This is a genomic window from Legionella hackeliae (genome assembly GCF_000953655.1).
GTDB lineage: Bacteria > Pseudomonadota > Gammaproteobacteria > Legionellales > Legionellaceae > Tatlockia > Tatlockia hackeliae.
Genome location: NZ_LN681225.1, coordinates 173,795 through 186,592, shown reverse-complemented (window position 1 = coordinate 186,592; position 12,798 = coordinate 173,795). Strand labels below are relative to the sequence as shown.

Genomic DNA, 12,798 nt, shown 5'->3' with positions numbered 1-12,798 from the left:
AGGTCATCAGCGATGACCTTTTAAGCAGCCACAAGAAAATGGTCTTTGATCTTTTGCATCGCCAAGGCAATTGCTTTTTCTCTTATCGCATCACCACGATGCAAACCTTCAGCGCGAATAATAGTCAGATCCGTAATTCCTAGAAAGTTGAAAATCGTTTTTAAGTACTCTTCTTGATGGTCCAATGAGCGCATGGACGCATTATTATAGTGATTACCACGAGTTGAGATGATAGTTAGTTGTTTGCCCGCCGCCAACCCTACTACGCCTTGTTCGGTATATTTAAAGGTACGACCAGCAACAACAATGCGATCGATCCAGGCTTTCAGTTGCGTAGGAATACTGAAGTTATACATGGGTACACCAATCACCACCTCATCAGCGGACAAAAACTCGGTAATTAAAGTTTCAGATAATTGCAGCTCTTCTTTGAGTGGCTCAGATAGCGTCAAAAGCGATTGTTGTTTTGCATTGACAATATGAGATGACAAATGGTTAATTGTTTGTTGATCTAAATCACGATAAACCACTTCTGCCTTGCCATGTCTTTGCTGCCATTGATTTAAAAAATGGCCCATTAATTGGCGTGAGATAGAATTGTCCCCCAATATACTGGTATCAAGTGCTAGCAGTTTCATGTCATTCTCCTAAAATAAGCTCTCCTATTAAGCATATAATTAAAACAATAAATGATAAGTTAGCTTTTATGAGAAACATTGTCCTATAATTATTACCAATGAGTTCCTTTTTAATAGTTCTTCTTATGCTTTTTAACAACCTGTTACCGGATTTAAATGATCTCTATTTTTTTTGCCTGGTGGTTGAAAAAGGGAGTTTTACCCAAGCCAGTCAGGAATTAGAAATCACCAAATCAAAATTAAGCCGTCGTATTAGTGAGTTAGAATCTCACTTGGGCGTGCGTCTATTGTATCGTTCAACTCGTAAATTAAGTCTTACCGATATCGGCCAACTGGTTTATGAGCATAGTAAAGCCATGGTTAGTGAAGCCAATTCTGCCCATGAAGTGGCTCTTAAAGCACAAACAAAACCCAAAGGACGCATACGTATTACTTGCCCTGCGCTATTTACACAATCTGAATTTAATAAAATCATTATCCATTTCATGCAGATGTATCCCGAGGTTCGCATACATCTTGAAGCCACTGACCGTAAAGTTGATTTGATTGAGGAAGGTTTTGACATCGCGCTACGCTTTCAGACGAACAGTTTGAGTGATTCTAATTTGGTAACTCGCAAGTTAGGTGAAAGTGTACACTGCCTGGTTGCAAGCCCACATTATTTATCGCAACATCCTGTCACCAACTCACCAACCGTATTGAGTAATCACGCTTGGCTGGGTAAAAGTCGTGCAGATGGTACCAATCAACTTTCACTTAAGAACAACGATGGTCAAGAAACTAATGTCTCATTAACACCACTTATTGAAAGCAATGACTGGACAATTTTGAAACAAGGAGCGCTTGCGGGGTTAGGATTTGCTCTTTTGCCTCAAGAAATATGTCGACAAGAACTCAATGAAGGAACTTTAACGCGCATCCTTCCGGATTGGTCCTTACCTACAGCGAGCCTATATCTTATCTACCCATCCAGACGCGGATTAATTCCTGCAGTACGTCAATTTATTGATTTTGCAGGCGAGGAAATTGGTAAAGGCTGTGCAGAGTTAGCCTCTCGACTCTCGCAAGCTTTTCCTTAATAGGCAACAAAATAGTTGCTCTTTTCGTGAAAACGAACTAATATGCAACTATAAGGATGCTTATTTTTTGGAAAATGGTCATGAACAACAAGATAGAAAAGACAATCGAACTTAATGCGCCCCTTACCAAAGTCTGGGATGCACTCACCGATTATCGTAAATTTGGACAATGGTTCCGCGTGAATATAGAAAAACCATTTGAAATAGGTAAACTATCCCGCGGACAACTCACCTTTCCAGGTTATGAACATGTCACTTGGCAAGCTATCATTCAAAAAATAGAGCCACAGCACTATTTTTCCTTTACGTGGCACCCTTTCGCTGTTGAGCCTAGTAGGGATTATTCAACCGAAACGCCAACCCTGGTGGAATTTAAGTTAGAAGAAATTGCTAATGGTACCTTACTTACTGTCATTGAGTCAGGATTTGATAAACTTCCTAAAGACAGATATACAGAGGCATTTCGCATGAATGAAGCCGGTTGGAATACACAACTAAACAATATAAAAACTTATGTTAGCCACTAAGACTTTATCTACCAAAGAACAACAATACGCCACCGTCTTCGCTGCCCTGGGAGACAAGCAACGCCTGTCTCTCGTCAAGCAGTTAACCGGGGGAAGACCTCTGTCTATTTCACAGTTGACTCAAGGTTCTAATCTCACTCGCCAAGCCATTACCAAACATCTTAAAGTGTTACAAAACGCAGGAGTTGTTCATCGCGTTCATCTTGGCCGTGAAAGTCTTTTTGAACTTAACGCAGAACCCTTTAAAGATATGAAAGACTATCTAGCCTTTGTTGTGGAGCAATGGGAACTTGCTCTAAACAGACTAAAGGCTTTTATTGAAAATGATTCTGCTTAAAATTTTAAACAGCAATTGGAGCCTTGATTGTAGGATGAGACTGATAGTTAAGAAATTCAAAATCAGCAAACTCATATTCATACAATGATACCGGTTTACGCTTAATTTTTAATTGTGGCAGCGGTAACGGTTCACGAGCTAATTGCGTACGCGCTTGTTCCAGGTGATTTAAATATAAGTGGCAATCACCTCCAGTCCAGATGAATTCCCCCACATCCAAATCACATTGCTGTGCAACCATGTGAGTCAAGAGTGCGTAGGAAGCAATATTAAATGGCACTCCTAAAAACACATCCGCAGAGCGCTGATACAACTGACAAGATAGTCGTTTGTTTGCCACATAAAATTGAAACAATGCATGACAAGGCATCAAGGCCATTTTATCAAGCTCACCAACATTCCAGGCACTAACTATTAATCGACGTGAATCGGGATTTGTTTTAATTTGTTGCAACACTTCTGTTAACTGATCAATCGACTGACCATTCGGTGTTGGCCAGGAACGCCATTGACGTCCGTAAACTGGTCCTAAATCACCTTTACTATCAGCCCATTCATCCCAAATGGTTACCCCATTTTCATTAAGATAGGCAATGTTGGTATCACCGCGCAAAAACCACAGTAATTCATGGATAATACTGCGGGTATGTAATTTCTTTGTGGTGACTAAAGGAAAACCTTCGTCTAGGTTGAAACGCATTTGATAACCAAAAACCGAGAGGGTTCCAGTGCCGGTTCTATCGGTTTTTTCTACTCCGTTTTCAAGAATATGCTCTAAAAGTTTTAAATAGGTTTTCATCGTTTAGCCCACCATAACCATAACCCAATGACAAGCATTGGTAGTGATAATAATTGTCCCATTGTCAGCCAATTAAACGCAACAAATCCTAATTGCACATCGGGTTGGCGGAAACATTCCGCGATTAGACGACATATTGCATAGCCGATTAAAAATACCGCTGAAACACAGCCCGCTGGACGTGGTTTAGAGGCATACCACCAAACCACAATAAATAAAAGTATGCCCTCTAACCCCAATTCATACAATTGGGACGGATGTCTTGGTTCGCCGTCTGAGTTGGGAAAGACCATGGCCCAGGGAACATCTGTAACCCGCCCCCAAAGTTCACCATTAATAAAATTCCCGGCCCTTCCTGCAGCAAGCCCCAACGGCACTAGAGGAGAGATAAAATCGCCAACCTCTAAAAAAGGTTTCTTTGTCTTGCGAGAAAATAACCATAAGGCAACAGCCACCCCGATTAAACCACCATGGAACGACATACCCCCTTCCCATAGTTTAAGCAGTATCCAGGGCTTCATGAAAAATTGTTCCGCATTATAGAAGAGCATGTAACCTACTCGTCCGCCGATAATCACGCCTAACGCTGCATAAAAAATGAGATCACCAATTTGTTCGGGAGTCCAGTTAAGCTGATAATGTTTGGCTCTCCACTGCGCAAGTAACCAGGCACTTACAAAACCAAATAAATACATTAGCCCATACCAATGCACTTTGAGAGGGCCTATAGAAAATGCAACAGGATCTATATTAGGAAATATCAACATTTAGTAACCTCAACACGGTCTAATAATTAATACTTAAGGAATTTGATGACTATTAAACAAGTAAATTACTCGCCGATACAAACAAAATAAATACAAAACCATATCTTAATTGTTTTACCGGGATGATATAAGTCATTTTAGCGCCTAGAGGAGCAAATACACTACTTAATGTTGCTAAACAAATAACCGCAGGCCAATACACATAGCCAGTACTATATAAAGGCAACTCAGTTTCTTTACTACCCGTCATTATAAAGGTAAGTGTACCGACTAATGCGACCGTCATGGTACAAAGTGCAGAGACAGGAATTATTTTACGAAGCTCTACACCACAGTAATTCAGATAGGGGATAATTAAGGTTCCTCCCCCAATACCCAACAAGCCTGAACTTAAACCAATAAAATAACTGACTATACCAATACTCCACCATTTTGGAAAATACGGCATGGGCGTAATCGGTTTTTCAACAAGCATCTTTATGCCTACACCCAATAAGAATAATCCTAACAGTATCTTCAATCCGTTTGTTGGTAGTTTATGGGCCAGTAACGCGCCACAAATTGTGCCAAGAATAATACCCGGAGCCAAATGCTTGTAGACATTCCATAATATACCGTGAGCTTTGGCATGAGCACGTAAAGAGGATTGCGTTGTGAAAACCATGACAGCCAACGATGTACCAGCCGCCATGTGCATAATTAAATCAGGAGGAAACGCCGGATTATGATAAAAAATAAAAAGCAGGCAAGGAACAATAATAACTCCGCCACCAATACCCAGTACACCAGAAATTAAGCCTGAGAAAGTACCCGCTAAAGCATAAATACCACCACTCAAAGCGGCTGCCGATAAAATCACGATTTCCCTGCTCGGATTAATCCTCCCAACCCTTCTTCTTCCAGAGCTTTTTGCAAATACAATCTGATTTCGGCAGGGTGTTCAAATTCTAATACATCAGCCAGGACTTTGCGTGCATACGCAAGGGAAATATTACGAATTACCCATTTAACACGGGGCAGACTAGTTGAGTTCATACTCAAAGTATCAAAACCCATCGCTAGAAGAAGAAGGACTGCAAGGGGGTCACTCGCCATTTCTCCACAAATACTGACTTCAACTCCTGCTGCGTGCCCCCCTTCAACAACTTTCATTAAGGTACGTAGCATCGCAGGATGGAATGAATCATAAAGACCAGCCACACGAGCATTATTGCGATCGACTGCCAGTAAATATTGCGTCAAATCATTGCTACCTACTGAAATAAAATCAACACGTTTAGCCAATTCGCGTGAAAGATAAACTGCTGCAGGCACTTCTATCATCACACCCAGTTTTGGTTTTTCAATTATACAACCTTCTTCCAGTAATTCTTTAAAGGCTTGTTCAAGCAAAAATGAGGCTTCTTCTACCTCACTTAAGGTTGTCACCATAGGTAACATAATGCGTAAATTATTTAATTCTTCGCTCGCACGCATCATAGCGCGTACTTGCATCAAAAATACTTCAGGGTGGTCCAAAGTCACTCGTATACCGCGCCATCCGAGATAGGGATTGTCTTCTTCCACAGGAAAATAAGGTAATATCTTATCCCCACCAATGTCTAACGTTCGCATGGTCACAAAGCGTGGCGCAAATGCTTTTAAAATTTGACGATAAATGATGTATTGCTCATCTTCTGATGGGAAGCGATCACGACTCATGAAGGGCACTTCTGAGCGATACAAACCCACGCCTTCGGCGCCAACGCTTAACGATAAACCAGCATCCATCGCAAGACCCGTGTTGACTTGCAAAGATACCCGATAATTATCCAATGTTTCCGCAGGCTTATCTCGCAAGGTCACCAGGCTTTGATTAAGTTCTGCCTCTTCTTGCGCTAATTTTTTAAATTCTGCAAGAACCGTTCTCGAGGGAGAAATATACACATGACCATAATATCCATCGACAATCACCGCTCGACGAGTAAGTTGTTCTACTTTAAGGCCACGCACCCCCATGACCGTGGGCACGCCTAAAGCGCGAGCTAAAATTGCCACATGTGAATTATTAGCACCCCGTGCCGAAACGACAGCCGCTAAATGACCTTCAGGCACCTCTGCTAAAGCAGAAGCGGTGATTTCTTCGCCAATCAATATGGTTCGTTTGGGATAAATGATTTCTTCTCGCTGTGATAGCTGCAGTTCAGCCAAAACCCGACGTCCTAAATCACGGAAATCACTTGCGCGTTCACGTAAGTAATCATCTTCCATACTTTCAAACTGTTGTACGTGCTTTTTTATTATGGTGGAAAGTGCTGCCTGAGCGCTTAGTTTTTCATCCCGAATCACTGCTTCTACTTCAGCACCTAGACTGTCCTTATCTAGAATACGTAAGTAGACATCAAACAACGCATGCTCATCTTCATCCACTGTAGACTTCATTCGTCGACTGAGACGCTGCATGTCATCGCGTGCGGCTTGCAGAGCTTCCAGAAAGGTAGCAACTTCTTCATCGACATTATCAACATTATGTCGCGGAACGGCATCAATGTCTGCTGGAGGATAAACAACGACTGCAGTTCCAATACCAACACCAGGGACACTACCAACCCCTGTAAGTGCCGTGGAAGTGACTTCCAGCTTGTTTGCCCCCAAAGGTTTGGGTTGTGTAAGTTGGGCTAGTTCTCCTGTCGCTTCAGCATGGGCAATAATCCCTCCAAGCTGAGCAGCCAAGGTGATTAAAAAAGCTTCCTCTGCATCATCAAAGCAACACTCTTCAGCACGCTGCGCCGTTAAAACACCATAAAGTTTGCGATGTTGAATAACAGGAACACCTAAAAAGCCTTTCAGGTGTTCCTCTCCTAACAGAGGGTTTTCATAAAAATCGGGATGGGAAGGAGCATCTTCAAGATTGATGGGTTCTTCTCGACGACCAACCAAACCAATTAAACCTTGATCGAGGCCGATACGAACTCTAAATTCCGCCTGTTTGTTTAAACCATCAGTCGCTATTAAAACATATTCCGCGTGTTTGTTATCAATAAGGTAAACCGAAACTGATTCAGCAGCGACAGCTTTACGTACTCGTTGTACTAAAATCGCCAATGCCTCATTTAAGTGATTCGCCGTAGTTACATCTTGTACAATTCGCTTTAATATCTTTAACATTTATCGACTATGATTACCTCGCTTACGGCGAGCACCAAAAGGGGTGCGCCTTCTTTTTAGCAAGTGTTCCAATTCCTTCATCGCTTGGGAGTACACTTGTCGTTTGAAAAAAATAACTTGCTCCTGTGGCTCGTGGTAATCAATCCAACGCCAACTATCAAATTCAGGTGAATCACTTAAATCCAGACGAATTTTTTGCTCAGAGGCAACTAATTTTAACAAATACCATTTTTGTTTCTGTCCGATGACCAATGGCTCACTACCGTGACGAAGGTATTGTTTGGGTAATCGGTATTTTAACCAACGTTTGGTTGAACCAAGAACCTCTATATCATCCCGTTCCAGACCAACCTCTTCTCGCAATTCACGAAGCATTGCTTCCAATGCTGATTCACCGGCAGCAAGTCCGCCTTGAGGAAATTGCCAGGCATCATGTCCCTGACGTCTTCCCCAAAAAACTCGACCCGAACCGTTCACCAGAATAATACCGACATTTAATCGGTATCCGGCGCGATCAATAACCATAATAACACTGCTTTAGCTAAACTTTTAATACCTTGATTTTTCCATAAAGTGCAAGAGGTTGGCAAATAAATCTCTGTGTTATGTTGTAAATAATTTTGTATTTCCGAAAGATGTTTTCTCGGCTTGATGAGAATTATTCGAACGAAGCATTGCAAAGCCCCAATACGAAAACAGTCCATGTTCAGGTGCTTCCAGAGGAATAGTAATTTGTTTGCAATGCGCTTCAATTCTTAAACTGCTAAGACAAGCATCAATTATCTTATCCCCTTTTCTCAGTAGCGCTGTTTTAAGTTTAGTTAATCTTGTACCAAACTCCTCTACGTCACCTTGTAATTGCTCGCAGTCGTCATTGACCGTTAGTGTCCCCTGATAAGAGGAATAGCTATTTTTTCCAGGATAAAGAAGGTCCGCAATTGTTTTTGAATTTTTTCGCCATTGGTCAAAAAAAAATATCGATAATGTTGCGGTATTTGGAAAATTTTTATAACAATCTTGCAAAAGGACAGCACCGTCACCCATTAAAAATTCCATACGTTTCTTCGCGTCCTTAATAGTTTGCTGAAAACCAAGAGTACCTGTCATCGTCGCAGATAGTTCATTGCTTTTTTGTTTCATTGCTTTGGCGGTTTGCCAAGAATCCAACCAAGGAGTCCCATTATCCGGTTTTTCCAATTCGGTTTTAAAGGTCTCAGCCTCTAGAATATAGGTATAATGAGGTTGAGTATCCACGAAATTAAGCTGACTCATAAAATAATAAACATCAAAAAGACCTAAACATACTCGATAAATACTTAACGCATAAGCAAATTGCTCCATAAATTGTTGAGCCTTCGTGGTATAAGGTATTTCTCGGTGAAAAATATAACCATGTTTACTACGAATCAATGGTAAATGACTCTCTTGAATATTCACATCGAAAGCGTCGACAAGAGAAAGAGTTGCTTCAGGCTTTAAATCTCTTGCTTGAAGCGCAAGCTGCTCTTCATCAATCAAACAGGATTTTAAGGCTTGAGAAACTTCGTTTATGTTAAATATTTCTTGCCCCTCAATGGGGCGCTCTACAAGAGAGTCCAGAATGTTAGTATTAAAAAAATACTCTAAAAAAATTTTCCTGATTTTAACGGCTGAGTCCGCGTAATGTTTAGCTTGCTTTTGTAGCTTGTCAAAACTGTCCTTTACTTCATCCTCTAGAATTTTTAATTCTTTACGACCCATAGCAACTCCTTTTATCATCCTTCTTGATTTTAATTTCTACAGTGCGACATTAACCTTGTCAAGACGCTTATTATTTTTTGCGAAAGAACTTATGACTTGATTCCATACTGCACTTGAACGGTATAATTATTTTACTGGAAAACTGGCTGTTAGCTTTTTATGAAAAAACGAATTCTAATTCTCAACACTGGCGGCACCATTAGTAGCCTTAAGACAAGCAGAGGATATGAGCCAGCGTTAGGTTATGTGCAAGCGGCTTTGGAACAAATCCCCGCATTAAAAGATTCCCATATGCCGGATTACCTTATCAAGGAATACGATCCTCTGCTGGACTCATCAAACATGACATTGACTGATTGGAATCGTATTGCAACTGATATTGCCAGGGAATATGATAATTTTGATGGTTTTGTTATTTTCCACGGAACAGATACCATGGCCTATACTGCCTCTGCCTTATCGTTTATGCTGGAAAATCTGGGTAAACCTGTAATCGTCACGGGCTCTCAAATTCCCTTATCTGAAGTGCGCAATGATGCCTTAGACAATATCATCACGTCATTGTGGTTATGTGCCCATCAACCCATTCATGAAGTATGCGTTTATTTCAACCAACAATTATTGCGTGGCAATCGCACACAAAAAGTCAGCGCTCAACGTTTTAATGCCTTTGAATCGCCGAACTATCCTCATTTGGCAACTATTGGTATCACCATTGAATTGCATAAAGATTTGATGTTGCCCAAACCAAAAAAGGCTTTTCGTCTACAGACATTAGAACCCCAATTTATCGCTAATTTCCGTTTGTTCCCCGGATTTGCCACAAAGGTCCTGGATTATATTTTACACCAACCTCTTAAAGGTTTAGTACTTGAAACCTACGGGGCAGGTAATGCGCAAAATAATGATCCCCATTTTTTACAAAGTTTAAAAGAAGCCTGCGAACGTGGGGTGGCCATAGTTAATTGCAGCCAATGCCAGCAGGGGCATGTAGAAATGAATCAATACGCTACGGGTTATACTCTAAAACAAGCAGGCTTAATTAGTGGTCACGATATGACACCGGAAGCCGCGCACTGCAAGCTACTTTATTTATTCAGTAAAAACTTAAGCCTCCAACAGGTCAAAAATTTGTTGGAGACTAATTTGTGTGGAGAGCTTAATTCCTAGATAGTTAAGCCATTTGTTTCATCTTCAGCAAATTCCTCATCAATATCTTTTTTCGCGGGTGGGATAACTTGCTTTGTCACAGCCTTAACTTCATCATCTTTCTCTGAGGAAGTTATTGGAACAACTACTTTTACAACTTTAGACCCACCAACGTTGTCTGGGTTCTCTGACAGTTTTAATTGTAAAAGAACATCTATCATAAGTTTTAGTTGCTTCTTTGCCATCTCCATACATACTTTAAGATCCCCTCTCGAAGGTTTAGCAGTAGGCTTTACGTAAAAAAGACTGTATGGCAAAGTAACACCCATCGGCACGTTCTCTAAGGCAGCGTGATTAGAACAGGCCTTTTCGTTATTTCGCAAGACTTCTTCAACGAAATCCAGAACACGCCTAGTCTTTGACAAGGGGTATGTTGGCTGTTTCTTATCTAAAGCATTTAATGCTTCTTTGCAATTTCGTAGAGCGTTCAAAAGAATGGTTTCTTTTTCATCAGCCACTACGATAGGGGACCAAAACAAGGCAGTAACTTGGTCCGTAAGACCTTTTGAAGGAGCCATTACCTTATCACCAATATATAAAGCGGCGTAGTAATAAAATATATAAAGAGGATCATCATAAAGAATCAGGGAATTTGAGGATTTTGGTTTTATTGGCAATTCAGCTTCAGGGACGATATCTAACAACTGCTTATTTCCAAGTGTTCTAAAAAGCTCGTCTAACAATTGACTCATTTCTTTTAATGAGGTGTCAAAAGTACCTTTTGCCTGTTGTTCCTCTTTGCATTTAGCTTCTAATCGTGATCGACAGTTCCCAATAATTTTTTTTAATTCGTCTAGGTTCTTCTTATTAGATCCCTGATCTTGTAGAGTTAGAATAGCATTTGAAATTATTTCTAACTCCTCTTTCTTGTATTCTTTAAGATGTGTATTCCAACCTGTATCAAGTCGTTTACTCTCATTTTCAATTGCTATATTAAGAAAATGCTTCATAACATCAAAAATAATAACCATGGCACTACTCCTTTGCTCATAATTTTTTTATCATATCCAGTAATTTTAATCTTCGCAACATAAATGCAGATTGTTTAATTAGATTACTCTTTTTACAAGCATCTGTAAGAACAGAGGGAATTAAAAAAGTATATGTCACTACAAATCGTTATTTTGGCCGCAGGCCAAGGGAAGCGAATGCTTTCTAAAACACCCAAGGTTCTTCATCCACTCGCTGGCAAGCCAATGCTTACACGTGTTGTGGAAACGGCTCAACAATTGAATCCTGATTCTATCCATGTGATTTATGGCAATGGCGGTCTAAAAATTAAAAATGCCCTGCCTGATTTAGCAGTTAACTGGGTGTTTCAAGCCGAGCAATTAGGAACCGGCCATGCAGTGATGCAAGCTTTGCCTCATATTCCACCCAGTTCTCAGGTATTAGTGTTATCAGCTGATGTTCCTCTTATTCAAGCACAAACATTGAGAGCACTTATTGATTGCAATCGTTCTGAGTTAGGAGAGCGTCCTCCTTTAAGTTTACTATTAGCTACTGTGGATAATCCTACAGGATTGGGTCGCATTATTCGTAATAGTAACGGTGAAATTCGCGCAATCGTTGAAGAAAAAGATGCGACTACCGAGCAAAAACAAATTAAGGAAATTTACAGTGGTATCTGCTGCGCTCAAGCAAATGATTTGACACGCTGGTTACCCTCACTGGGAAATAGTAATGCACAAGGTGAGTATTATTTAACGGAAATTATCTCCCTTGCCGTGACGGAGAATATCCCTATCACGTCAATGCAAGCGCCGGATAATATGGAAATTCAAGGCGTTAATGACCGCTTGCAACTGCATCAACTGGAACGGATTTGGCAGGAGAATTTTGCTAAACAGCTTCTATTATCGGGTGTTTCTATAGCGGATGCCAATCGTATCGATGTGCGCGGAGATCTACGCTGTGGTGAGGATGTGTTTATTGATGTCAATACTGTGTTTAGAGGCCAAGTTATTTTGGGCAATGGTTGCCAGATAGGTCCTAATTGCGTTTTAGATAATGTACAACTTGGAGACAACTGCGAAATCCTGGCAAACTCCGTTCTTGATAATTGCATCATAGGTAGTAATTCTCATATTGGTCCCTTTGCTCGCTTAAGACCAGGAACTAAAGTGGCTGATGATTGCAAAATAGGTAATTTTGTTGAAACCAAAAATGCTATTTTTGCCCAAGGCAGTAAGGCCAGTCATTTAAGTTACTTAGGTGATGTGGACATTGGCAAAGCGGTTAATATCGGAGCAGGTACTATCACGTGTAACTATGATGGTGCAAATAAGCATCAAACTGTTATTGAAGAAGGGGCTTTTATCGGCTCTGACACACAACTGGTAGCCCCAGTTACCGTGGGAGCTTATGCAACAATCGGTGCCGGCAGTACTATTCGTAAAGACGCACCACCTGGCGAATTAACACTAACTGAGAAGAAGCAAAAGACTATTACGGGGTGGAAAAGACCAGTTATGAACAAGTCTTAACTATTGGGTTGAGTGTTGAGTAAAATTACCAGCCGTGCTAGATTCAGCATCTTTCTGGATGCCTCGGAC

13 protein-coding genes are annotated in these 12,798 nt (G+C 40.8%); 5 read left to right on the top strand and 8 right to left on the bottom strand.

Annotated elements, in window-relative coordinates; translation table 11 throughout:
- Positions 1-20: 20 nt before the first annotated feature.
- Positions 21-638, bottom strand: a complete 618-nt coding sequence (locus tag LHA_RS00865; RefSeq protein ID WP_045104868.1) for an FMN-dependent NADH-azoreductase — start codon at positions 636-638, stop codon at positions 21-23.
- A 98-nt stretch (positions 639-736) separates the two neighbouring features.
- On the opposite strand from LHA_RS00865, the gene LHA_RS00860 reads away from it, so the two are divergent.
- From LHA_RS00860 to LHA_RS00850, 3 genes are all read left to right on the top strand, one after another.
- The gene (locus LHA_RS00860) at positions 737-1,717 is read left to right on the top strand and encodes a LysR substrate-binding domain-containing protein (protein ID WP_231861957.1); all 981 of its coding nucleotides are present in this window, start codon (positions 737-739) and stop codon (positions 1,715-1,717) included.
- A gap of 80 nt (positions 1,718-1,797) precedes the next feature.
- The gene (locus tag LHA_RS00855) at positions 1,798-2,244 is read left to right on the top strand and encodes an SRPBCC family protein (protein ID WP_045104866.1); all 447 of its coding nucleotides are present in this window, start codon (positions 1,798-1,800) and stop codon (positions 2,242-2,244) included.
- Entirely contained in the window at positions 2,231-2,581 is a 351-nt protein-coding gene (locus LHA_RS00850) for an ArsR/SmtB family transcription factor (protein WP_045104865.1), read from the top strand. Before LHA_RS00855 ends, LHA_RS00850 begins: the two co-directional genes overlap by 14 nt.
- Before the next feature lie 4 nt (positions 2,582-2,585).
- Here the strand turns inward: LHA_RS00850 and thyA are convergent, their stop codons facing one another.
- From thyA to LHA_RS00820, 6 genes are all read right to left on the bottom strand, one after another.
- Positions 2,586-3,380: a thymidylate synthase gene (thyA, locus tag LHA_RS00845; protein WP_045104864.1), complete on the bottom strand. Its 795-nt coding sequence runs from the start codon at positions 3,378-3,380 to the stop codon at positions 2,586-2,588.
- Complete coding sequence (lgt, locus tag LHA_RS00840) at positions 3,377-4,147, bottom strand: prolipoprotein diacylglyceryl transferase (protein ID WP_045104863.1); 771 nt, start codon at positions 4,145-4,147, stop codon at positions 3,377-3,379. Before lgt ends, thyA begins: the two co-directional genes overlap by 4 nt.
- 52 nt (positions 4,148-4,199) lie before the next feature.
- A complete protein-coding gene (locus LHA_RS00835; RefSeq protein WP_045104862.1) occupies positions 4,200-5,006 on the bottom strand; it encodes a sulfite exporter TauE/SafE family protein in 807 nt (268 codons plus the stop codon).
- On the bottom strand, positions 5,003-7,294 hold the full coding sequence (gene ptsP / locus LHA_RS00830; protein ID WP_045104861.1) for a phosphoenolpyruvate--protein phosphotransferase: 2,292 nt from the start codon (positions 7,292-7,294) through the stop codon (positions 5,003-5,005). The genes LHA_RS00835 and ptsP overlap by 4 nt, the downstream gene beginning before the upstream one ends.
- The gene (locus LHA_RS00825; protein WP_045104860.1) at positions 7,295-7,819 is read right to left on the bottom strand and encodes an RNA pyrophosphohydrolase; all 525 of its coding nucleotides are present in this window, start codon (positions 7,817-7,819) and stop codon (positions 7,295-7,297) included.
- 78 nt (positions 7,820-7,897) lie between these two features.
- Positions 7,898-9,034: a hypothetical protein gene (locus LHA_RS00820; protein ID WP_045104859.1), complete on the bottom strand. Its 1,137-nt coding sequence runs from the start codon at positions 9,032-9,034 to the stop codon at positions 7,898-7,900.
- Between the two features lie 159 nt (positions 9,035-9,193).
- Here LHA_RS00820 and ansA point away from each other — a divergent pair, with 159 nt between their 5' ends.
- The gene (gene ansA / locus LHA_RS00815) at positions 9,194-10,204 is read left to right on the top strand and encodes an asparaginase (RefSeq protein ID WP_045104858.1); all 1,011 of its coding nucleotides are present in this window, start codon (positions 9,194-9,196) and stop codon (positions 10,202-10,204) included.
- Here the strand turns inward: ansA and LHA_RS00810 are convergent.
- Positions 10,201-11,214, bottom strand: a complete 1,014-nt coding sequence (locus tag LHA_RS00810; RefSeq protein ID WP_045104857.1) for a hypothetical protein — start codon at positions 11,212-11,214, stop codon at positions 10,201-10,203. The two genes, ansA and LHA_RS00810, sit on opposite strands and share 4 nt — an antisense overlap.
- 132 nt (positions 11,215-11,346) lie before the next feature.
- Here LHA_RS00810 and glmU point away from each other — a divergent pair, with 132 nt between their 5' ends.
- On the top strand, positions 11,347-12,729 hold the full coding sequence (gene glmU / locus LHA_RS00805) for a bifunctional UDP-N-acetylglucosamine diphosphorylase/glucosamine-1-phosphate N-acetyltransferase GlmU (RefSeq protein ID WP_045104856.1): 1,383 nt from the start codon (positions 11,347-11,349) through the stop codon (positions 12,727-12,729).
- Positions 12,730-12,798 lie beyond the last annotated feature (69 nt).